The 25,790-nt window shown below is 43.5% G+C and carries 8 protein-coding genes; 7 read left to right on the top strand and 1 reads right to left on the bottom strand.

From position 1 onward, the window contains the following. The first annotated feature begins 32 nt into the window (after positions 1-32). From lpdA to sucD, 3 genes are all read left to right on the top strand, one after another. The gene (gene lpdA, locus EGT34_RS07160; protein ID WP_000082616.1) at positions 33-1,466 is read left to right on the top strand and encodes a dihydrolipoyl dehydrogenase; all 1,434 of its coding nucleotides are present in this window, start codon (positions 33-35) and stop codon (positions 1,464-1,466) included. 147 nt (positions 1,467-1,613) lie between these two features. Then, positions 1,614-2,780, top strand: a complete 1,167-nt coding sequence (gene sucC, locus EGT34_RS07155) for an ADP-forming succinate--CoA ligase subunit beta (protein WP_001048573.1) — start codon at positions 1,614-1,616, stop codon at positions 2,778-2,780. A 14-nt stretch (positions 2,781-2,794) separates the two neighbouring features. Continuing rightward, positions 2,795-3,685, top strand: coding sequence for a succinate--CoA ligase subunit alpha (gene sucD / locus EGT34_RS07150; protein ID WP_000114637.1), 891 nt, complete (start codon positions 2,795-2,797; stop codon positions 3,683-3,685). A 411-nt stretch (positions 3,686-4,096) separates the two neighbouring features. Here sucD and trpS read toward each other — a convergent pair whose 3' ends face one another. Next, positions 4,097-5,110, bottom strand: coding sequence for a tryptophan--tRNA ligase (gene trpS / locus EGT34_RS07145; protein ID WP_000072945.1), 1,014 nt, complete (start codon positions 5,108-5,110; stop codon positions 4,097-4,099). Between the two features lie 207 nt (positions 5,111-5,317). Between trpS and EGT34_RS07140 the strand changes: the two genes are divergently transcribed. The 4 genes from EGT34_RS07140 to EGT34_RS07125 all read left to right on the top strand — a co-directional run bounded on the left by EGT34_RS07140 (position 5,318) and on the right by EGT34_RS07125 (position 25,716). Further along, on the top strand, positions 5,318-6,241 hold the full coding sequence (locus tag EGT34_RS07140) for a DUF808 domain-containing protein (RefSeq protein ID WP_000146247.1): 924 nt from the start codon (positions 5,318-5,320) through the stop codon (positions 6,239-6,241). A 29-nt stretch (positions 6,242-6,270) separates the two neighbouring features. Then, positions 6,271-7,170, top strand: coding sequence for a neutral zinc metallopeptidase (locus EGT34_RS07135; protein ID WP_001267655.1), 900 nt, complete (start codon positions 6,271-6,273; stop codon positions 7,168-7,170). A gap of 237 nt (positions 7,171-7,407) precedes the next feature. Continuing rightward, on the top strand, positions 7,408-8,910 hold the full coding sequence (locus EGT34_RS07130; protein WP_000526259.1) for a cation:proton antiporter: 1,503 nt from the start codon (positions 7,408-7,410) through the stop codon (positions 8,908-8,910). 459 nt (positions 8,911-9,369) lie between these two features. Further along, positions 9,370-25,716, top strand: a complete 16,347-nt coding sequence (locus tag EGT34_RS07125; RefSeq protein WP_042791510.1) for a BapA/Bap/LapF family large adhesin — start codon at positions 9,370-9,372, stop codon at positions 25,714-25,716. Positions 25,717-25,790 lie beyond the last annotated feature (74 nt).

Here is a 25,790-nt window from a genome sequence, read left to right as displayed (position 1 = left end):
GTAATCCTCTATCCTGGTTTATGGAGATAAAAATGTCTCAACAATTTGATCTTGTTGTCATTGGCGGTGGTCCTGGTGGTTATGAAGCTGCGATTCGCGCTGCTCAACTAGGCTTCAAAGTCGCTTGTATTGAAAAACGTATTCACAACGGTAAGCCTTCTTTAGGTGGTACTTGCTTAAACGTAGGTTGTATCCCTTCTAAAGCTTTGCTTGATTCTTCTCATCGTTATGAAGATACAGTGCATCATTTAGCTGATCACGGTATTACAACTGGTGAAGTGAATTTCGATCTTGCAAAACTTCTTGCTCGTAAAGACAAAATTGTTGACCAATTAACTGGCGGTATTGATCAATTGCTTAAAGGCAACGGTATCGAGTGGTTAAAAGGTACAGGTAAATTACTTGGTGGTAAAAAAGTTGAGTTTGTTCCACATGAAGGTGAAACTCAAATTTTAGAACCTAAATACGTAATTCTTGCGTCTGGTTCTGTGCCTGTAAATATTCCTGTAGCTCCTGTAGATCAAGATATTATTGTTGATTCAACTGGCGCATTAAACTTCCCTGAAGTACCTAAGCGTTTAGGTGTAATTGGTGCAGGTGTAATCGGTTTAGAACTTGGTTCAGTATGGCGTCGTCTTGGTGCAGAAGTTGTTGTATTTGAAGCAATGGATGCATTCTTGCCAATGGCTGATAAAGCACTTTCTAAGGAATATCAAAAAATCTTGACTAAACAAGGTTTAGATATCCGCATTGGTGCAAAAGTATCTGGTACTGAAGTAAACGGTCGTGAAGTGACTGTTAAATACACTCAAGCTGGTGAAGACAAAGAACAAACGTTTGATAAGTTAATCGTTTGTGTTGGCCGTAAAGCTTATGCAGAAGGTTTATTAGCTGAAGATTCAGGTATTAAATTAACTGAACGTGGTTTAGTTGAAGTAAATGATCACTGTGCAACTTCTGTAGAAGGTGTATATGCGATTGGTGACTTAGTACGCGGTCCAATGCTTGCTCATAAAGCAATGGAAGAGGGCGTAATGGCTGTTGAACGTATTCATGGTCATGCAGCTCAAGTAAACTATGACACAATCATTTCTGTTATCTATACACACCCTGAAGCGGCGTGGGTTGGTTTAACTGAAGAGCAAGCTAAAGAAAAAGGTCATGAAGTAAAAACTGGTCAATTCGGTTTTGCTGTAAATGGTCGTGCTTTAGCTGCTGGTGAAGGTGCAGGTTTTGTTAAGTTTGTTGCTGATGCAAAAACTGACCGTTTATTAGGTATGCATGTGATTGGGCCTGCGGCATCTGATATCGTTCACCAAGGTATGATCGCACTTGAATTTGTATCTTCTGTTGAAGATCTTCAGTTGATGACTTTTGGTCACCCAACATTCTCTGAAGTTGTTCATGAAGCTGCACTTGCTGTAGATGGTCGTGCAATTCACGCGATTCAACGTAAGCGTAAATAAAATAAAGAGCGGTCCTCCGCTCTTTTTCACATTCGATGGTGTGATTAAAAAATCATCAAGTTGATAGACGTAGACAGCAATTTGCTTATACAACATGAGAATGTTGCGCAAATTGAAGACAACAAACAAAGTTAAGTAGGTAACTAAATGAACTTACATGAGTATCAAGCTAAAGCGTTATTGAAAGAATATGGTATGCCGGTACAAGAAGGTATCTTGGCAACCAATGCAGACGAAGCAGTTGCTGCATTTGAACAGCTTGGTGGTAAATTCGCTGTAATGAAGGCGCAAGTTCATGCTGGTGGTCGTGGTAAGGCTGGTGGCGTTAAAGTTGCAAAATCTAAAGAAGATGTTATCGAATTTGCAAACAATATCATTGGTACTCGTCTTGTAACGTATCAAACAGATGCAAATGGTCAACCAGTAAACAGCATCATTGTTGCTGAAGACGTATATCCAGTTGAGCGTGAGCTTTACTTGGGCGCGGTTGTAGACCGTTCTAGCCGTCGTATTACTTTCATGGCTTCTACAGAAGGTGGTGTAGAAATCGAGAAAGTTGCGGAAGAAACTCCAGAAAAAATTATCAAAGTTGAAGTTGATCCATTAGTTGGTTTACAACCATTCCAAGCACGTGAAGTTGCGTTTGCTTTAGGTTTGAAAGACAAACAAATCGGTCAATTCGTGAAAATCATGACAGCTGCTTATCAAGCATTTGTTGAAAATGATTTCGCTTTATTTGAAATTAACCCACTTTCAGTTCGTGAAAATGGCGAAATTTTATGTGTAGATGCGAAAGTAGGTATCGACTCTAACGCGCTTTACCGTTTACCTAAAGTTGCTGCTTTACGTGATAAATCTCAAGAGAATGAGCGTGAGTTAAAAGCATCTGAATTTGATCTTAACTATGTTGCTTTAGAAGGTAACATCGGTTGTATGGTTAACGGTGCTGGTCTTGCAATGGCAACTATGGACATCATTAAACTTTATGGTGGTCAGCCTGCAAACTTCCTTGACGTTGGTGGCGGCGCAACTAAAGAGCGTGTAATCGAAGCGTTCAAAATCATTCTTGCTGATACGTCTGTACAAGGTGTTTTAATCAACATCTTCGGTGGTATCGTACGTTGTGACATGATTGCTGAAGCAATTATTGCAGCGGTTCAAGAAGTAAACGTAACTGTTCCAGTGGTTGTTCGTTTAGAAGGTAACAACGCTGAGTTAGGTGCGAAATTACTTGATGAATCTGGTTTGAAATTAATTTCTGCGAACGGTTTGTCTGATGCCGCAGAAAAAGTTGTAGCTGCAGTTAAAGCGTAAGGGGAGTATCAATCATGAGCGTATTAATTAATAAAGACACTAAAGTATTGGTACAAGGTTTTACTGGTAAAAACGGTACTTTCCACTCTGCACAAGCTTTAGACTACGGTACAAAAGTTGTTGGTGGTGTTACTCCAGGTAAAGGTGGTACAACTCACCTTGACTTACCAGTATTCAACACAATGAAAGAAGCTGTACGTGAAACAAATGCAGATGCATCTGTAATCTATGTACCAGCTCCATTCGTTTTAGACTCAATCGTTGAAGCGGTTGATTCAGGTGTTGGCCTAATCGTTGTGATCACTGAAGGTGTTCCAACAATCGACATGCTTAAAGCAAAACGTTATTTAGAAACTAACGGTAACGGTACTCGTTTAGTTGGCCCTAACTGCCCAGGCGTGATCACTCCGGGTGAATGTAAGATCGGTATTATGCCTGGTCACATCCACCAACCAGGTCGTATTGGTATTATCTCACGTTCAGGTACATTGACTTATGAAGCTGTTGCTCAAACAACTAAGCTTGGTTTAGGTCAGTCTACTTGTATCGGTATCGGTGGTGACCCGATCCCAGGTATGAACCAAATTGAAGCTCTTCAATTGTTCCAAGACGATCCAGATACTGATGCAATTATCATGATCGGTGAGATCGGTGGTACAGCGGAAGAAGAAGCTGCTGAATTCATCAAATCTAACGTGACTAAACCTGTAGTAGGTTACATCGCTGGTGTAACTGCGCCTAAAGGTAAGCGTATGGGTCACGCTGGTGCGATCATTTCTGGTGGTCAAGGTACTGCTGAAGAGAAATTCGCTGCATTTGAAAAAGCAGGTATGGCTTACACTCGTAGCCCAGCTGAGCTTGGTTCAACTATGTTGCAAGTATTAAAAGAGAAAGGTTTAGCTTAATTGCTTCCTTGAATCTTTAAAAAATACCGCATCTGAAAAATGATGCGGTATTTTTTTATATTATTGAAAGTTAAATAAAATGATGTAAGAAATAATCTGGCTAAAAAAGACAAAAAAATACGCAATGATTGGGGTGATCACTGCGTAGAACAACGAATCTGTTAAAAACAGTTTCGGCTTAAGGAGAAATGTCGTGAGGTTCATATCAACCTACTCAGGTTATAGTAGTGACGCATTCTTATTTGTTCATTAAGGTTCACGTTAATTAGTGTTACTTCACGTTAAAAGGGTAAAAGCGTGTGAATCATAATAAATATATAGAAATTCTAAAAAATTAAATTATTGAATCTAAATATAATTATAAAAAAAGCCCCGTAGGGCTTTTTTTTATTTATATCTCTAATATAAAAATTAGAACTTAAATAAGCCTAATCCATCTTTAACTTCGTCCAAAGTCTGCTGAGTAATGATTCGACATTTATCAGTACCTTGGCGTAAAACATCCATAATGTAGTCAGGATCTTTAGCAAGTTCTTCACGACGTTCACGTATAGGTGTAATTAATTCTTTTAGTACACCTTCAAGACGTTTTTTAACAGTACCATCACCAAGACCACCACGGCGGTAGTGTTCTTTTAGCTCTTCAACTTCTTCTTTATTTGGATCAAATGCATCTAAATAAGTAAATACAATGTTTCCTTCAACTTGACCCGGATCTTCGATGCGAAGATGATTTGGATCGGTATACATCGCATTTACAGCTTTTTTGATGTCTTTGTCAGAAGCATTTAAAACAATAGTATTGCCTAATGACTTAGACATTTTCGCTTTACCATCAAAACCCGGTAAACGAGCCATATTAGAAAGCAATGCTTTACATTCAGGTAAAAGGTCTTGACCAATTTGACGGTTTACACGACGCACGATTTCGTTAGTTTGCTCAATCATTGGAATTTGATCTTCGCCTACTGGTACTACAGTCGCTTTAAAAGCCGTAATATCAGCTGCCTGTGCTACAGGATAGCAAAGGAAACCGGCAGGAATGTCTCGTTCAAAACCACGCATTTGAATTTCAGATTTGATGGTTGGGTTACGTTCCAATCGAGCTACAGTTACAAAGTTAAGATATAACATTGTAAGCTCATTCAGTGCAGGCAAGCATGACTGTACACAAATTGTGGTTTTAGTTGGATCAATGCCTACCGCTAAATAGTCTAGAGCAACTTCTAAAATGTTACGGCGTACTTTATCTGGGTTATCGGCATTGTCTGTTAACGCTTGTGCATCTGCTAATAAGAGATGTTGATGATGGCTATCCTGTAGACCTACACGAGAACGCAAAGAACCGACAAAATGCCCGAGGTGAAGTTGTCCGGTTGGGCGGTCGCCTGTCAAAATAATTGGACGCTGATCAACATTACTCATTATTTATTCCACTATGGTATTGGCTTAATCAGGGATAATAAGCCCTGCAATATAAAAGATTGGCATTATTGTACGGGAAATAAAATTTTTTCGTCAGCAATTGGGTAAACTTTTCTTAAAATAATATTGTGAATTTATTCAGTAAAATTACAAAAATTGAAAAAAATCATCTTACAATAGTTTAATAAATACAAACCTGGATAAGAAATGGCAAGTGGCTTACTTTTACTACTAGATGATATTGCAACAATTTTAGATGACGTCGCCTTAATGAGCAAAATGGCAGCAAAAAAAACTGCTGGTGTTTTAGGTGATGATTTGGCTTTAAATGCACAACAGGTTACAGGTGTCCGTGCTGATCGCGAATTACCGATTGTGTGGAAAGTTGCTAAAGGCTCCTTTGTTAATAAGCTCATTTTAGTTCCTCTAGCTTTATTAATTAGCGTGATTGCTCCTTGGTTGATTAATCCTTTATTAATGCTTGGCGGGCTATTCTTATGTTATGAGGGTGTTGAAAAAGTTCTTCATACCATTACACATAAAAAAGCCTCAACCTCAGAAGAAGCACAAAAAGAGTTTGATAGTGAAGAGTTAGACTTGGCTACTTTTGAAAAAGATAAAGTGAAAGGAGCTATTCGTACAGACTTTATTTTGTCAGCTGAAATTGTGGTTATTTCTTTAGGTACTGTGGCAACTGCAACTTTAATGACTAAAGTTAGTGTCCTCAGCATTATTGCAGTTGTGATGACGATCGGCGTTTATGGTTTGGTCGGCATGATTGTTAAGATTGATGACTTGGGTCTATATTTAACAAAACAGGCTGCTTCTTTTAAACAAACTATCGGTCGCGGGCTGCTTGCATTTGCGCCACTTTTAATGAAGTTATTGTCTATCGTCGGCACTATTGCGATGTTTTTGGTAGGTGGAGGGATTATTAATCATACGATTCCTTTACTCCATCATGTCACTGAAAATACAGTTGACCATGTGGAAACTATACCTGCTGTAGGCAACATCATTGGTGCTTTAACCCCAACGCTTATTAACTTTGCAATAGGAATTGTTGCTGGTGCAATAGTATTGCTTGTTGTTAGCTTGATACAAAAAATGTGGCCAAAAGCTTCTAGTTAATCAGGCCATCTATAAAGAAGAGGGAAATTATGCGTTGGAGAGATCGTCGAGTCAGTACCAATGTTGAAGACCGTCGAGGCGGAGGCGGTGTTAGGGCAGGTGGTATTAGTATTATTGGTTTGGTTGTAGCATTTGTTGCATGGAAATTTTTTGGCGTTGACCCCCAACAAGCATATCAGGCAACGCAGCAGGTTACCGCTTCGCAACAATCAAATGCAACTGCACCCGAAAGTTTAACAGCCGAGCAAAAAGAAGCTTCTGATTTTGTTGGAACAGTATTAGCCGATACAGAGGATACGTGGACACCTATTTTTAAACAGTTAGGTAAAACTTATACGCCACCAAAATTAGTCTTGTTTAGTGGGATGATTCAGTCAGGCTGTGGTACAGCTCAGTCTGCAATGGGTCCCTTTTATTGCCCAGCAGATCAGAAGGTTTATATAGATACAGAATTCTTCAAAGATATGCGTGAGCAGATGGGAATATCTGGCGAACAAAATCAGACAGAATTATCGAGACAAGATCAGGCAGGGGACTTTGCCCAAGCTTATGTAGTTGCCCATGAAGTAGGACATCATGTTCAAACTTTGCTTGGTATCTCATCTCAAGTACAACAGGCTCGTGCACAAGTCAGTCAAAGAGAAGGTAATCAGTTATCTGTACGTCAAGAATTACAAGCTGACTGTTTAGCGGGTATCTGGGCCAATCATAATCAACAACGTACTCAGTTTTTAGAGCAGGGGGACGTTGAGGAGGCAATGGATGCCGCGCAAAAAATTGGAGATGACTACTTACAAAAACGGGCAACTGGACAGGTCGTTCCGGATAGCTTTACTCATGGTAGTAGTGAACAGCGAATGCACTGGTTCCAAGTCGGTTTAAAAACTGGTGATATTAGCCAATGCGATACTTTTAATAATTCTATCTAAATCTATAAATAAGATGAGTTTACAAGGTGTTTAAGTAGGCTCATCTTTTTAATCATCCCTCCAACATAATTAATGTTAAGAAATTTAACTAATTGATAGAATGATTAACGTAATTCGTTAAACTTGTATTCCAACTTTTTAATTGCTTGGGCACACATGAGGTGCCTATTTTCTCGTTCTGTTCAGTTCTGCTGTCTAGATTTTTTATTTGGTCATTGACCCAGAAGAAGGGTGTTCATGGGTAATTTTTTCTTATTACAAGCATTTACGGTTGTATTTGCCTTATCAATTGCGACCACCATATTTAATAAGCGTATTTTGGGCTTTCCTCAGGCTATCGGCGTACCACTTGTTTCTGCGATTTTTGTCTTCATTTTGCAATGGGGAGCCAGTCTTTTAAATGGTAATCAATTCATTACTATCAATATTCATAATATTGAGGAAGCAGTACGTCACATCGATTTCTATGATTTTTTAATTAATGGCGTTATTTGCTTTATTCTGACATCTTCAGCACTTAAATTTAAAATTTCAGATCTAAGAAGCTATTGGAAACAGATTAGTATTTTGGCCACTATTGCCTTGGTAATCTGCGCTGTATTGTTTGGTAGCTTACTTTACGGTTTCCAATTGTTAGTTGGGCATCATGTACCAATTTTGGTTCTTCTATTATTAGGTGCAGCATTAGGTGCAACAGACCCGATCGGTATTAAAGGTGTTTTAAGTTCAATTCGTGCTCCTCATCATCTCATTGTTAAATTAGAAGGAGAATCTTTATTTAACGATGCGATGTGTATTGCCTTATTTATGACATTACTGAATGTTTTACAGGGTGAACATTTTTCATTGGTTGCGACATTAGAAGCTTTGCTTTATGAAATTGTGGTAGCTGTTGGTATTGGGTGGGCATTTGGGATAGGTACCTTACGCTTATTGCGTGGTAAACACGAAATGGAATCCCTGATTTTAACAACTGCCTTACTTGCAAGCGGAGCATATTTGGTGGCTCTATTCGCCCATGCTTCCGCACCGATTGCCTGTGTAATTGGTGGTTTAATCGTCGGTAATAAATGGAAAGAAATTCGTGAAGAGCGTGAGATCAGAGAGGTTAACCATTTTTGGCATACAGTAGAAGGGATTATCAATTCATTCTTATTTACCTTAATTGGCCTTGAGTTATTTATTCTTGACTTAAACTTTAGCCTGATTTTAGGTGGAATAGTTGCTTTCTTTATTCTCCATATTTCTCGTTTTGCCGCCAACTTTATGTCTTTTGCTTTCTTCCCAACAATGCGTAAGACCAAAAGTTACAATGGTAGTTTAACTATTTTATCTTGGGGTGGTGTTCGAGGAGGGATTTCACTCGCTTTAATTTTGGCGGTCGCGAATATTCCGGCGCTGAGTCCTTATAGTAGTATTCTGATTGGATATACCTTTATTAGCGTATTGTTATCTGGTGTAGTATGTGGACTTGGCCTTCCTGCGGTAATGAATGCATTTTATTACAATCCTAATGAAGAAACGGAAGGGCTTAAAGGCTTTTATCAAAAGCTATGCCATAAAATGAATCGCCGTGGCTTTCAATATATAGTTGGAGAAGATGCATTAGGAAGAGAAACAATTACTATCTTTAACCCAGATGTTATTGTTGATCAAAAAACAGAAGACGGGATCGCAACCATGCATGATCCAAATAAGTTACAAGAAGTAAAACGTTTCGAAAGTCCAGATAATTTCTAAAAGTAAATAAAAAAATAATTTTTATTTGAATATAAAAATGAGGCTTTAGTGTAATAGTAAAATATTATCTAAGGCCATTTTTTTTCTATATATATCATTATTAATATATTTTATTTTATTGAGATATTAAAACTTGTTATATAAAAATTTAAATTAAAATAATTTTCAATGAATGTTCAATAATAAGAAACTAATTTTGTTTTATATATAAAACAGTTAATAAGCTTGTTGAATAAATTATAAGTAGAAAAATCAGATTTTTATTTATATAAAATTTGTATTAATTAATTTTTTTTCTTTGAGTACTTTAGTATTTGTTTTTTTTATTTTAAAGTGTTTAATGTAAAAATGATCACATTACTTAATGTTTTTAAGTTGTAGGTCAAAAACTCGAAAACATTAAGTAAAAAGAATTATACATAAAATCATTTAAATCAATAATATAAAAGGAATATAGATATGCCTGAGATACAAATTATTGCCAAGGATAATCATAAAACCTTGGTAACCACAGAGGGAACTTCTGCAAAACTTTCAGAAGCGTCAGTTGTGTTGGTGAAAGTGGCTGCCAGCGATGTATTGGTAGTAAATAGGGAGGGTACCAATGCAGTCATACGTCTGAAAAATGGCGAGACTATTGTTATTGAAGGCTTCTTTAGTGGAACAGCTGAGCCTAAAGATAACAGTCTGGTTTTCCAAGATGAAAATGGACAGTTGATTTGGGCAAAATTCAAAGATGCTGAAAATGATGCAGATGCGGATAGTGACGCTGACGCAGATGCTGACAGTGACGTGGAACCACAAGCACTTTTAGGTGAAGATTTACCAGCAGCTCTACCAGCAGAAGCTCCACAAGAGTTGGTATCTGATGTTATTTACCAGCCTATTTCTTCAATTGAGCCTCTACTTTATCATGATGCAGGCGTGAACCCATGGTTATGGGCTGCTATTCCACTAGTTGCAGGCGGTATTATCGCTGCAGCATCAAATCATGATAGTAATGATGATTCTTCAGCACCTGCTGACACCACTCCACCAAGTACCGATGGCGTAACTTTCTCGGTTGACCCTGTTACTTCTGATAATGTGATTAATGCATCAGAAGCATCAGGTAATGTCACCATTACAGGTGTTTTGAAAAACATTCCAGCAGATGCGGCCAACACGGCCGTTACAGTTGTTATTAATGGGGTAACTTATAATGCGACTGTAGATAAAGCAGCAGGTACATGGACAGTAAGTGTACCGGGCAGTGGCTTAGTTGCGGATGCAGATAAGACGATTGATGCCAAAGTAACGTTTACAGATGCAGCAGGTAATAGCAGCAGTGTTAACGATACACAAACTTATACACTTGATACCACTGCACCAAATGCACCAGTGATTGACCCAGTTAACGGGACAGACCCGATTACAGGTACAGCAGAACCTGGTTCAACAGTGACTGTGACTTATCCGGACGGTAGTACGAAAACTGTTGTAGCAGGACCGGATGGTACTTGGACTGTGCCAAACCCAGGCTTGAATGATGGCGATGAAGTTACAGCTGTAGCAACAGACCCTGCTGGCAATACATCAGGACCAGGAACAGCTATTGTTGATGCAGTTGCACCGACAGTAGCGCTTAACGATGTATTGACCAATGACAGTACACCAGCACTCACTGGTACAGTGAACGATCCAACAGCAACTGTGGTTGTGAATGTGGATGGTATTGACTATCCGGCAGTAAATAATGGTGACGGTACATGGACGCTTGCAGACAATACCTTGCCTGTATTAACAGACGGTCCACACACCATTACCGTGACTGCAACAGATGCAGCAGGCAATGCGGGTACAGATACAGGTGTTGTGACAGTTGATACAGCTGCTCCAAATACAGCTGGCGTTACCTTTGCGATTGATTCAGTAACAGCTGACAATGTGATTAATGCATCAGAAGCAGCAGGTAATGTCACGATTACTGGTGTTCTGAAAAACATTCCAGCAGATGCGACTAACACGGCCGTTACAGTTGTTATTAATGGGGTAACTTATAATGCAACGGTAGATAAAACAGCAGGCACGTGGACAGTAAGTGTGCCGGGCATTGGCTTGACTGCGGATGCAGATAAGACGATTGATGCCAAAGTAACGTTTACAGATGCGGCAGGTAATAGCAGCAGTGTTAACGATACACAAACATATACAATCGATACCACTGCTCCTGCAGCGCCAGTAATCGACCCAGTTAACGGGACAGACCCAATTACAGGTACAGCAGAGCCTGGTTCAACCGTAACAGTAACCTATCCTAATGGTGACACAGCAACAGTTGTAGCAGGACCCGACGGCAGTTGGTCAGTACCAAACCCTGGCCTTAATGATGGTGACGAAGTTGAGGCAATTGCTACAGATCCAGCAGGCAACCCATCTTTACCAGGTACAGCTACTGTTGATGCAGTTGGTCCAAATACCGATGGTGTTAACTTTACGGTTGATTCAGTAACAGCTGACAATGTGATTAATGCATCAGAAGCGTCAGGCAACGTTACTGTTACAGGCGTATTGAAAAACGTTCCGGCAGATGCAGCAAATACAGTGGTCACTGTTGTGATCAATGGCCAGACGTATACTGCAACTGTAGATAGCACAGCAGGCACATGGACAGTAAGCGTACCAGGTAGTGACTTAACTGCGGATGCAGATAAGACGATTGATGCTAAAGTAACGTTTACAGATGCGGCAGGTAATAGCAGCAGTGTTAACGATACACAAACATATACAATCGATACCACTGCACCTGATGCACCAGTAATTAACCCGGTTAACGGGACAGACCCGATTACAGGTACGGCAGAGCCTGGTTCAACAGTAACTGTGACTTATCCAGATGGCAGTACAACAACAGTTGTTGCAGGACCGGATGGTACTTGGACAGTACCAAATCCAGGTTTAAATGATGGCGATAAAGTTACAGCAATTGCTACAGATCCAGCAGGTAACCCATCATTACCAGGCACAGCTATTGTCGATGCAGTTGGCCCAAATACAGATGGTGTTAACTTTACGGTTGATTCAGTAACAGCTGACAATGTGATTAATGCATCAGAAGCGTCAGGCAACGTTACTGTTACAGGCGTATTGAAAAACGTTCCGGCAGATGCAGCAAATACAGTGGTCACTGTTGTGATCAATGGCCAGACGTATACTGCAACTGTAGATAGCACAGCAGGCACATGGACAGTAAGCGTACCAGGTAGTGACTTAACTGCGGATGCAGATAAGACGATTGATGCTAAAGTAACGTTTACAGATGCGGCAGGTAATAGCAGCAGTGTTAACGATACACAAACATATACAATCGATACCACTGCACCTGATGCACCAGTAATTAACCCGGTTAACGGGACAGACCCGATTACAGGTACGGCAGAGCCTGGTTCAACAGTAACTGTGACTTATCCAGATGGCAGTACAACAACAGTTGTTGCAGGACCGGATGGTACTTGGACAGTACCAAATCCAGGTTTAAATGATGGCGATAAAGTTACAGCAATTGCTACAGATCCAGCAGGTAACCCATCATTACCAGGCACAGCTATTGTCGATGCAGTTGGCCCAAATACAGATGGTGTTAACTTCACGGTTGATTCAGTAACAGCTGACAATGTGATTAATGCATCAGAAGCGTCAGGCAACGTTACTGTTACAGGCGTATTGAAAAACGTTCCGGCAGATGCAGCAAATACAGTGGTCACTGTTGTGATCAATGGCCAGACGTATACTGCAACTGTAGATAGCACAGCAGGCACATGGACAGTAAGCGTATCAGGCAGTGACTTGACTGCAGATGCAGATAAGACGATTGATGCCAAAGTAACGTTTACAGATGCGGCAGGTAATAGCAGCAGTGTTAACGATACACAAACATATACAGTTGATACGGTTGCACCAAATGCACCGGTGCTTGATCCGATCAATGCAACAGACCCAGTGAGCGGTCAGGCAGAGCCTGGTTCAACCGTGACTGTGACTTATCCTGATGGCACCACTGCAACAGTGGTGGCAGGCACAGATGGTAGCTGGTCAGTACCAAACCCAGGTAACCTGGTGGATGGCGATACAGTGACTGCAACAGCGACTGACCCTGCAGGCAACACTTCATTGCCAGGTACAGGCACAGTTTCAGCAGACATCACAGCACCTGTGGTTGCGCTGGATGATGTGTTGACGAATGACAGCACACCAGCACTTACTGGTACAGTGAACGATCCGACAGCCACTGTAGTTGTCAATGTGGATGGCGTTGACTATCCGGCAGTGAACAATGGCGACGGCACCTGGACGCTTGCAGACAATACACTTCCAACACTCGCAGACGGTCCACACACCATTACCGTGACTGCAACAGATGCAGCAGGTAACGTAGGTAACGATACTGCAATGGTGACCATTGATACGGTTGCACCAAATGCACCGGTGCTTGATCCGATCAATGCAACAGACCCAGTGAGCGGTCAGGCAGAGCCTGGTTCAACCGTGACTGTGACTTATCCTGATGGCACCACTGCAACAGTGGTGGCAGGCACAGATGGCAGCTGGTCAGTACCAAACCCAGGTAACCTGGTGGATGGCGATACAGTGACTGCAACAGCGACTGACCCTGCAGGCAACACTTCATTGCCAGGTACAGGCACAGTTTCAGCAGACATCACAGCACCTGTGGTTGCGCTGGATGATGTGTTGACGAATGACAGCACACCAGCACTTACTGGTACAGTGAACGATCCGACAGCCACTGTAGTTGTCAATGTGGATGGCGTTGACTATCCGGCAGTGAACAATGGTGACGGCACCTGGACGCTTGCAGACAATACACTTCCAACACTCGCAGACGGTCCACACACCATTACCGTGACTGCAACAGATGCAGCAGGTAACGTAGGTAACGATACTGCAGTGGTGACCATTGATACGGTTGCACCAAATGCACCGGTGCTTGATCCGATCAATGCAACAGACCCAGTGAGCGGTCAGGCAGAGCCTGGTTCAACCGTGACTGTGACTTATCCTGATGGCACCACTGCAACAGTGGTGGCAGGCACAGATGGCAGCTGGTCAGTACCAAACCCAGGTAACCTGGTGGATGGCGATACAGTGACTGCAACAGCGACTGACCCTGCAGGCAACACTTCATTGCCAGGTACAGGCACAGTTTCAGCAGACATCACAGCACCTGTGGTTGCGCTGGATGACGTGTTGACGAATGACAGCACACCAGCACTTACTGGTACAGTGAACGATCCGACAGCCACTGTAGTTGTCAATGTGGATGGCGTTGACTATCCGGCAGTGAACAATGGTGACGGCACCTGGACGCTTGCAGACAATACACTTCCAACACTCGCAGACGGTCCACACACCATTACCGTGACTGCAACAGATGCAGCAGGTAACGTAGGTAACGATACTGCAGTGGTGACCATTGATACGGTTGCACCAAATGCACCGGTGCTTGATCCGATCAATGCAACAGACCCAGTGAGCGGTCAGGCAGAGCCTGGTTCAACCGTGACTGTGACTTATCCTGATGGCACCACTGCAACAGTGGTGGCAGGCACAGATGGCAGCTGGTCAGTACCAAACCCAGGTAACCTGGTGGATGGCGATACAGTGACTGCAACAGCGACTGACCCTGCAGGCAACACTTCATTGCCAGGTACAGGCACAGTTTCAGCAGACATCACAGCACCTGTGGTTGCGCTGGATGACGTGTTGACGAATGACAGCACACCAGCACTTACTGGTACAGTGAACGATCCGACAGCCACTGTAGTTGTCAATGTGGATGGCGTTGACTATCCGGCAGTGAACAATGGTGACGGCACCTGGACGCTTGCAGACAATACACTTCCAACACTCGCAGACGGTCCACACACCATTACCGTGACTGCAACAGATGCAGCAGGTAACGTAGGTAACGATACTGCAGTGGTGACCATTGATACGGTTGCACCAAATGCACCAGTGCTTGATCCGATCAATGCAACAGACCCAGTGAGCGGTCAGGCAGAGCCTGGTTCAACCGTGACTGTGACTTATCCTGATGGCACAACTGCAACAGTGGTAGCAGGCACAGATGGCAGCTGGTCAGTACCAAACCCAGGTAACCTGGTGGATGGCGATACAGTGACTGCAACAGCGACTGACCCTGCAGGCAACACTTCATTGCCAGGTACAGGCACAGTTTCAGCAGACATCACAGCACCTGTGGTTGCGCTGGATGACGTGTTGACGAATGACAGCACACCAGCACTTACTGGTACAGTGAACGATCCGACAGCCACTGTAGTTGTCAATGTGGATGGCGTTGACTATCCGGCAGTGAACAATGGTGACGGCACCTGGACGCTTGCAGACAATACACTTCCAACACTCGCAGACGGTTCACATACCATTACCGTGACTGCAACAGATGCAGCAGGTAACGTAGGTAACGATACTGCAGTGGTGACCATTGATACGGTTGCACCAAATGCACCGGTGCTTGATCCGATCAATGCAACAGACCCAGTGAGCGGTCAGGCAGAGCCTGGTTCAACCGTGACTGTGACTTATCCTGATGGCACCACTGCAACAGTGGTGGCAGGCACAGATGGTAGCTGGTCAGTACCAAACCCAGGTAACCTGGTAGATGGCGATACAGTGACTGCAACAGCGACTGACCCTGCAGGCAACACTTCATTGCCAGGTACAGGCACAGTTTCAGCAGACATCACAGCACCTGTGGTTGCGCTGGATGATGTGTTGACGAATGACAGCACACCAGCACTTACTGGTACAGTGAACGATCCGACAGCCACTGTAGTTGTCAATGTGGATGGCGTTGACTATCCGGCAGTGAACAATGGCGACGGCACCTGGACGCTTGCAGACAATACACTTCCAACACTCGCAGACGGTCCACACACCATTACCGTGACTGCAACAGATGCAGCAGGTAACGTAGGTAACGATACTGCAGTGGTGACCATTGATACGGTTGCACCAAATGCACCGGTGCTTGATCCGATCAATGCAACAGACCCAGTGAGCGGTCAGGCAGAGCCTGGTTCAACCGTGACTGTGACTTATCCTGATGGCACCACTGCAACAGTGGTGGCAGGCACAGATGGCAGCTGGTCAGTACCAAACCCAGGTAACCTGGTGGATGGCGATACAGTGACTGCAACAGCGACTGACCCTGCAGGCAACACTTCATTGCCAGGTACAGGCACAGTTTCAGCAGACATCACAGCACCTGTGGTTGCGCTGGATGACGTGTTGACGAATGACAGCACACCAGCACTTACTGGTACAGTGAACGATCCGACAGCCACTGTAGTTGTCAATGTGGATGGCGTTGACTATCCGGCAGTGAACAATGGCGACGGCACCTGGACGCTTGCAGACAATACACTTCCAACACTCGCAGACGGTCCACACACCATTACCGTGACTGCAACAGATGCAGCAGGTAACGTAGGTAACGATACTGCAGTGGTGACCATTGATACGGTTGCACCAAATGCACCGGTGCTTGATCCGATCAATGCAACAGACCCAGTGAGCGGTCAGGCAGAGCCTGGTTCAACCGTGACTGTGACTTATCCTGATGGCACCACTGCAACAGTGGTGGCAGGCACAGATGGCAGCTGGTCAGTACCAAACCCAGGTAACCTGGTGGATGGCGATACAGTGACTGCAACAGCGACTGACCCTGCAGGCAACACTTCATTGCCAGGTACAGGCACAGTTTCAGCAGACATCACAGCACCTGTGGTTGCGCTGGATGATGTGTTGACGAATGACAGCACACCAGCACTTACTGGTACAGTGAACGATCCGACAGCCACTGTAGTTGTCAATGTGGATGGCGTTGACTATCCGGCAGTGAACAATGGTGACGGTACTTGGACGCTTGCAGACAATACACTTCCAGTGTTGGCAGATGGTCCGCATACGGTAAGTGTGACTGCAACAGATGTGGCAGGTAACGTTTCAACTCCGGTAACAGGTACAGTGACTGTTGATGCGACAGCACCAACACTTGCGATCACGACAGATGACCTTGCACTTGCGGCAGGTGAAGATGCCAACATTACCTTCACGTTCAGTGAGGCGGTTGCCGGCTTTGATGTAAGTGACATCACGGTTGTAGGCGGTACATTGACTGGCCTGACTACAACGGACAACATCACCTGGACAGCAGTGTTCACACCAGATGGTACAGGCACAGCACCAAGCATTGCCGTGGCTGATGGCAGCTACACAGATGTTGTGGGTAACCTTGGTACAGGCGATGTACTTGACGGTACAGACGGCTTTATCGTTGACCTTGTAGCACCGGTAGTAACTTTCGCGGATGTATCGACTAACGATACAACTCCTGCATTGACCGGTACGATTGATGATCCTACTGCGACAGTTGTAGTGACTGTGGATGGCGTGGATTACCCAGCAGTGAACAATGGTGACGGTACTTGGACGCTTGCAGACAATACACTTCCAGTGTTGGCAGATGGTCCGCATACGGTAAGTGTGACTGCAACAGATGTGGCAGGTAACGTTTCAACTCCGGTAACAGGTACAGTGACTGTTGATGCGACAGCACCAACACTTGCGATCACGACAGATGACCTTGCACTTGCGGCAGGTGAAGATGCCAACATTACCTTCACGTTCAGTGAGGCAGTTGCAGGCTTTGATGTAAGTGACATCACGGTTGTAGGCGGTACATTGACTGGCCTGACTACAACGGACAACATCACCTGGACAGCAGTGTTCACACCGGATGGTACAGGCACAGCACCAAGCATTGCCGTGGCTGATGGCAGCTACACAGATGTTGCAGGTAACTTGGGTACAGGCGATGTACTTGACGGTACAGACGGCTTTATCGTTGACCTTGTAGCACCGGTAGTAACTTTCGCGGATGTATCGACTAACGATACAACTCCTGCATTGACCGGTACGATTGATGATCCTACTGCGACAGTTGTAGTGACTGTGGATGGCGTGGATTACCCAGCAGTGAACAATGGTGACGGTACCTGGACGCTTGCAGATAATACACTTCCAGTGTTGGCAGATGGTCCACATACGGTAAGTGTGACTGCAACAGATGTGGCAGGTAACGTTTCAACTCCGGTAACAGGTACAGTGACTGTTGATGCGACAGCACCAACACTTGCGATCACGACAGATGACCTTGCACTTGCGGCAGGTGAAGATGCCAACATTACCTTCACGTTCAGTGAGGCGGTTGCCGGCTTTGATGTAAGTGACATCACGGTTGTAGGCGGTACATTGACTGGCCTGACTACAACGGACAACATCACCTGGACAGCAGTGTTCACACCAGATGGTACAGGCACAGCACCAAGCATTGCCGTGGCTGATGGCAGCTACACAGATGTTGTGGGTAACTTGGGTACAGGCGATGTACTTGACGGTACAGACGGCTTTATCGTTGATCTTGTAGCACCGGTAGTAACTTTCGCGGATGTATCGACTAACGATACAACTCCTGCATTGACCGGTACGATTGATGATCCTACTGCGACAGTTGTAGTGACTGTGGATGGCGTGGATTACCCAGCGGTGAACAATGGTGACGGTACCTGGACGCTTGCAGACAATATACTTCCAGTGTTGGCAGATGGTCCGCATACGGTAAGTGTGACTGCAACAGATGTGGCAGGTAACGTTTCAACTCCGGTAACAGGTACAGTGACTGTTGATGCGACAGCACCAACACTTGCGATCACGACAGATGACCTTGCACTTGCGGCAGGTGAAGATGCCAACATTACCTTCACGTTCAGTGAGGCGGTTGCCGGCTTTGATGTAAGTGACATCACGGTTGTAGGCGGTACATTGACTGGCCTGACTACAACGGACAACATCACCTGGACAGCAGTGTTCACACCAGATGGTACAGGCACAGCACCAAGCATTGCCGTGGCTGATGGCAGCTACACAGACCTTGCAGGTAACTTGGGTACAGGCGATGTACTTGATGGAACTGATGGTTTCGTTGTAGACATTGTTCCACCAACGCTTGCGATTACGACTGATGACCTTGCGCTTGCAGCAGGTGAATCAGCCAACATTACCTTCACATTCAGTGAAGCAGTTACAGGCTTTGATGTAAGTGACATCGCAGTTGTAGGTGGTACATTAGGTGCATTGACTACAATTGATAACATCACCTGGACAGCAGTGTTCACACCGGATGGTACAGGCACAGCACCAACCATCAGTGTGGCTGATAATACTTACACAGACCTTGCAGGTAACTTGGGTACAGGTGATGTACTTGATGGAACTGATGGTTTTGTTGTAGACATTGTTCCACCAACACTTGCAATTACAACTGATGATCTGGCTCTTGCAGCAGGTGAATCAGCCAACATTACCTTCACATTCAGTGAAGCAGTTACAGGCTTTGATGTAAGCGACATCGCAGTTGTAGGTGGTACATTAGGTGCATTGACTACAACTGACAACATCACCTGGACAGCAGTGTTCACACCGGATGGTACAGGCACAGCACCAAGCATCAGTGTGGCTGATAATACTTACACAGACCTTGCAGGTAACTTAGGTACAGGTGATGTACTTGATGGAACTGATGGTTTCGTTGTAGACATTATTCCACCAACGCTTGCGATTACGACTGATGACCTTGCGCTTGCAACAGGTGAAACAGCCAATATTACCTTCACGTTCAGTGAAGCAGTTACAGGCTTTGATGTAAGTGACATCGCAGTTGTAGGTGGTACATTAGGTGCATTGACTACAACTGACAACATCACCTGGACAGCAGTGTTCACACCGGATGGTACAGGCACAGCACCAAGCATCAGTGTGGCTGATAATACTTACACAGACCTTGCAGGTAACTTGGGTACAGGTGATGTACTTGATGGAACTGATGGTTTCGTTGTAGACATTGTTCCACCAACACTTGCAATTACAACTGATGATCTGGCTCTTGCAGCAGGTGAATCAGCGAACATTACCTTCACATTCAGTGAGGCAGTGGCAGGCTTTGATGCGAATGATATCACCCTAGTAGGTGGTACATTGAGTGCATTGGTTACGACTGACAACATCACCTGGACAGCAGTGTTCACACCGGATGGTACAGGCACAGCACCAAGCATCAGTGTGGCTGATAATACTTACACAGACCTTGCAGGTAACTTAGGTACAGGTGATGTACTTGATGGAACTGATGGTTTCGTTGTAGACATTGTTGCACCGGTAGTTGGTTTCACAAATGTAACTACTAATGATGATACACCACCATTGACTGGTACGATTGATGATCCTACTGCGACAGTTGTAGTGACTGTGGATGGCGTGGATTACCCAGCAACCAACAATGGTGACGGTACCTGGACGCTTGCAGACAATACACTTCCTTCATTAATCGATGGTCCGCATACCGTAAGCGTAACTGCAACCGACCCTGCGGGTAATGTATCGATTCCGGCAACTGGTACGGTAACGATTAGTTCTTCTAGTATCTTGGCCTTTGACAACACTGACCATGCAGTTCTTAGTCCGCAACCATCTCTTGTGGGTGATGATGTAAGTCTAGGTAGTACTTCTTATTTAGTACTTACATCTGTAGCAGGCTTAGACCTTCAACTTGGTGGTAATTCTCTAGGATTTACTGTCGCTGCTGGCCATGAAGGTGATGTTACTTTCCAATATAGTGGCTTAATCGACGCAGCTGTACTTTCTGATTACAAGTTAGTAGTTCAGAAGTTCAATACAACAACTAACCAATGGGAATCTATACATGGTGATGCTAATTCATCATTAATTAGCTTGCACTTGTTAGGTATTGGTACAGGAAATGTTCCTGGTGCAGTCCTTGATGGTTTAGATGCGGGTCAATACCGTGCCTTCTTAGCCTACGACGGACTGTTAGGATTAGGCGTGTTAGGCACTCTTTCTGCCACTATGGATGATTATGATTTGTCTGTAGCAGGTGGATATGAAATTGGTAATGCTGAAGGTAACGTGATTACTGATCCAGATCCAACAACAGGACAAGTCGATCAGGTAACTGCAAATACTTATGTTTCATCAGTGAATGGTCATCCGATTGATGCTGATGGAGAGACATTTGCAGGTACTTACGGAACAATTACTTTCTATCAAGATGGTAGTTATGTGTATGTACCAAATGCAGATGGTTCTGGTGTAGGTCAAACTGATGTATTCACATATACGTTAACTGACTCAGTAACTGGAGCAACAGGTCAAGCTAATCTTAATATCGTGTTTGATTCGATTCGTGCAGCGGATAACCTTGTTGAGGTTGAACTCAATCCACAATATCAATTGGTGGGTACAGAGACTGATTCAGCATTCTATGGCGTTCTATTGAATGTCGGAAATATTGTTGACCTACAACTCCTCACAGTAGATACGGTTGACTTTACTATCGCTGCTGGTCAGGAAGGGGTTGCAACGTTTAACTTCAATAGCTTGATTGGTGCATCTGCTTTAGGTGACTACAATGTTGTGTTGCAAAAATACAATGATGTGACAGGACAATGGGAAGCGGTGAATGGTACAGGTGATCGTTCATTACTGAACTTGACCTTGCTCGGTAATACGCCAACTGCGCAAATAGGTGGGCTTACAGAGGGTGAATATAGAGCATTCTTATCATTCAATGGCTTGGTAGGCGGAGCAGTAGCTGTAACATTAAACGGCAGTGTAGATGTCTATAACCCAGCGGTTATTACTGGTTACGATGTCGTAGCAGCTCATGGCAACCTAATCTCTGATCCAAATACGAATGGTGATGTTGATATCGCTACACCTAACAGTATTATCAGTGAAGTCAATGGTGTTGCAGTAAGTGCATCTCCAACTGAGATTATTGGTACTCACGGTACTTTACTCATCTATGCAAATGGTGATTATACCTACACGCCAAATGCTGATAGTGCTGGATTAGGTCAGGTTGATCAATTTACTTATACCTTGTTAGACCCAGCTTCTAATACAACTTCACAAGCTACGTTCTATGTACATCTAGATAGTAAAGTTGTGGATATGAATTGGGATGCAGCTGATCCATCACAACCTGCTACTGTAACGATTACAGCAGTGGATGACGCTGTAAATGCTGCAATTGCTGCTGAGCCTCATCTCATCGAAGATGACAGAGCATTGGGTAGTGCAACTTATCTTGCATTGTTATCGTTGGCTGGCATCAACCTACAAGCTCCTTTACCATTCGTGAATAGTACTGTGGAGTTCAATGTAGGTGCTGGTGAAACTGGAACCGCAACCTTTAAATACAGCAGTTTAATCAATGAAGGAGCGCTCGGTGATTACCAACTTGTAGTACAGAAATTCAATACTGCTACAAATCGTTGGGAATCAATTACCGGTAGCAGTGAAGCTTCTTTACTGAACTTAAGTGTATTGGGTATAGGTGTGAATGCGACACCGGGAGTGGTTGTTGAAGGGCTTGACGAAGGTCAATACCGTGCCTTTATGACATACAACGGCCTCTATGGTAAGAGTATCCTAGGTACATTGTCAGGTACGATGGATGTTTACGATCCAAACCAAATTGACTTTACTGGTTTGGCATCTGAAGGCAATGTCATTACTGGTCTTGGCGTAGGTACAAATGCTGATGCTGTAACTGGATACACAATTGTTGATTCAGTTACTGTAAACGGTGTGACTACGAATGTTGATCCAAATACTGGAACAATTATTCAGGGTCAATACGGTACGCTTCAAATATTCGCGAATGGTGATTACATCTATACGCCGAATAATACGAATGCCAACCTCGGTCTAGTCGATCACTTCACTTATACGTTGGCTGATCCTTTGGGCGGCAATATAAGTGCAAGTCTAGACTTCACTATTGGCAACAGTACGCCAGTGATTGCCGTAGACGACCTTGCTGTAGCTGTTGTTAATCCAGAATATCTGCAAATTGGTAATGATGTTGCGGTAGGTAATACTACGTATCTAGCATTATTAACATTGACTGATAATTTTGACTTCCAAGCTGGCGGCCAAAGCGTTAACTTCACTTTGACTGATGCGACATTAAATGATGTAACGTTTAACTACAGTGCGCTTATCAGCGCAAGCTTGTTAGCTGATTATGTTCTTGTGGTACAAAAATTTGATACTGCAACCAATCAATGGGTAGCTGTAAATGGCACTGGAGATGCGGACTTACTCAGTCTGGCAGCCTTTGGTGGAAATTCAGTGACATTAGAAGGTCTAGCTGCTGGTCAATATAGAGCCTATATGACTTATGCTGGTAGTGGTGTTGGAGTTAGCTTATTAGGTACATTGTCAGTTCAGAAAGATGTATTTGATGCGACAAATATCACAGGCTACAGCACTCAAGTTGCAGAAGGTAACGTTATTCATGATGTGGGCTTAAATGGACACGCAGATACTGCTTCTGGTTTTAGCACAGTAACTAGCGTTGAATTTAACGGCACAGCATTTGCGGTTAATGCGACAGGTGTCACAACCATTGTCGGTGACCACGGTACATTGTCAATTTATGCTAATGGTAACTACAGCTATCAACCAAATGGTGAGGCTGCAAGCCTTGGTCAAGTTGATCAATTTACTTATACCTTGTCAGATGGTCTAAATACATCGCAAGCGACCTTGTATCTCCATATTGATAGCGATGCAGTCGATATGACTTGGAATACAAGTGATCCATCACAACCTGCTGTCATCACAGTTACTCCTGTAGACGCGATTGATAACGTTGTTTCTGCTGGTGTAGATATCGTTCCTCAAGGCGAGCTTGGTGTAGCTGTAGGTTCTGCAACTTATCTAGCATTGGTGGGCATTACAGAGAACTTAAATGTTTCCTTGTTAGGAACACCAAGTGTTGCATTTACAATTGATGCTGGACACGAAGCTGATGTGACATTTGCATATGCTCCAGTGCTTTCATTATCATTGTTTAATGACTATAAAGTTGTATTACAGCAAAAAGGTGCTGATGGTGCTTGGCATAATATTGACGGTGGCTCAAGTACTGGCTTACTCAATATTGGTTTACTAGGTAACGGTGGAATTGGTGTTACTGTTCCAGATCTAGGCCAAGGTGAATACCGTGCATTTATGGTGTACACCGGTTTAGGAGTAGGTATCTTAGGTACAATGAGTGTAGTGAAAGATGACTTTGATTACACAGTTGCGCCTACCAATACAGCGGTTGTTGCAGATGGTAATGTATTGACTGATGACGTAACTACGTTAACTACTCAAGTTACCACTGTGACATCTGAAGTAGTGGGTGCTCTACCACAAACTGTCGGAACAGATACAGTTATAAACGGTGCATACGGTACATTGGTGATTTCTACAAATGGTCACTACACCTATACACCAAATACAACTGATCTGAGCGCGATTGGTAAAGTGGATTCATTCACTTATACAATTCGTGATGTATTAACAGGGGCAACAGATACAGCGACATTACATGTTCAGGTTGGTTCACCAGACGTAACGATCGCATGGGATGCTGCTAACCCAGCAAATGATGGCGTAGTACAATTAACTGCTAATCCTGATCATGTGGTTACAACTACAGACTTCTCAAATGCTGCTGATCTACCAGTAGATGTGGCGAGCCCTGTGGTTTCTGTAAACCTCATCGGTTCTAATTCAGTAGTGTCTGATCAGTTTGTAGTAGGAGCTGGAACTGTTGCTAATATTGATCTATCAGCGGTTTATACAGCACAACCTCTAGCAAGTTTACTACCGACAGTAAGTTATGTGATCCAAAGCTGGAATGGTACAGCATGGGTGAATACAATTTACTCAGGTTCTCAAACTGCTCTAGGAAGTGTGGCAACTATTCAAGCGGGTAGTGTTGCATTCCAAGACACTGTTGAGCATTTAGCTGCAGGTACCTACCGCGTACAATATACGCTAACAGGTGTTTCACTTGGTGCGACTTCACTAGATACAAATGTTTCTACAACGACAGTTCATCTAGATACTTATCGTTCAGATTGGATCAGCGGAAATGTGTTGGCAGGAGACAACATTGGTGGAGTAGCGGATACAGGCATCTTGTCTCATGAAGGAGCTAAACTCCAAGTTTGGGATAATGCACAAAATGCTTATGTTGATGCAGTTGGACAAACAATCAATACCGGTAACGGTGTATTGATTATGCAATCAAATGGTGAATATGAGTATCGTCCAAATGATGTGACTACAACCACACAATTGGCGTCTACTGACAGTATTAACTATAAGATTGTGTCCGTAACTGGTGGAGTTGAATCTCAATCAACCTTAACGATTGATTTAACACATACTGATTACAATCTTCTTTACACAAGTACTTCTGCGAATGACACATTCACAACAGGTACGGGTTCAGATACTGTGATTTATCAATTGTTGAATGGAACTGCTGCTACAGCTAACAATGGTGCAAATACAGGTGGTAACGGTGTAGATACTTGGACTGACTTCCATGTTGGTAATGTTGCTACAGACAAACAAGCTGATCTGATTGATATCAGAGCCTTGTTAGATGGAGATCAAACAGATGCTAATATTGGACAATATCTGAATGTCACTACAAGTGGTGGTAACACTACAATTCAGATTGACCGTGATGGATTATCAGGACTCATCCCAGGTAATAACTTCACTACATTGTTAGTCTTACAAGGTGTTACTACAACAGAGACTGAATTACTTAACAATGGTCAAATTCTCTATTAATAGATAATTGAATCATCAGAAAAAGAGAACCCTAGGGTTCTCTTTTTTAATTTTTAAACAATACTTTAACCTAG

The sequence above is a fragment of the Acinetobacter sp. FDAARGOS_558 genome, assembly GCF_003937785.1.
Classification (GTDB): Bacteria; Pseudomonadota; Gammaproteobacteria; order Pseudomonadales; family Moraxellaceae; genus Acinetobacter; species Acinetobacter baumannii.
This window is presented reverse-complemented; position numbering and strand designations above follow the sequence as displayed.

What these genes read in the sequence shown, in the direction of transcription:
- lpdA (WP_000082616.1), top strand. Translation starts at nt 33, where the DNA reads ATGTCTCAACAATTTGATCTTGTTGTCATTGGCGGTGGTCCTGGTGGT.
- sucC (WP_001048573.1), top strand. Translation starts at nt 1,614, where the DNA reads ATGAACTTACATGAGTATCAAGCTAAAGCGTTATTGAAAGAATATGGT.
- sucD (WP_000114637.1), top strand. Translation starts at nt 2,795, where the DNA reads ATGAGCGTATTAATTAATAAAGACACTAAAGTATTGGTACAAGGTTTT.
- trpS (WP_000072945.1), bottom strand. Translation starts at nt 5,110, where the DNA reads ATGAGTAATGTTGATCAGCGTCCAATTATTTTGACAGGCGACCGCCCA.
- EGT34_RS07140 (WP_000146247.1), top strand. Translation starts at nt 5,318, where the DNA reads ATGGCAAGTGGCTTACTTTTACTACTAGATGATATTGCAACAATTTTA.
- EGT34_RS07135 (WP_001267655.1), top strand. Translation starts at nt 6,271, where the DNA reads ATGCGTTGGAGAGATCGTCGAGTCAGTACCAATGTTGAAGACCGTCGA.
- EGT34_RS07130 (WP_000526259.1), top strand. Translation starts at nt 7,408, where the DNA reads ATGGGTAATTTTTTCTTATTACAAGCATTTACGGTTGTATTTGCCTTA.
- EGT34_RS07125 (WP_042791510.1), top strand. Translation starts at nt 9,370, where the DNA reads ATGCCTGAGATACAAATTATTGCCAAGGATAATCATAAAACCTTGGTA.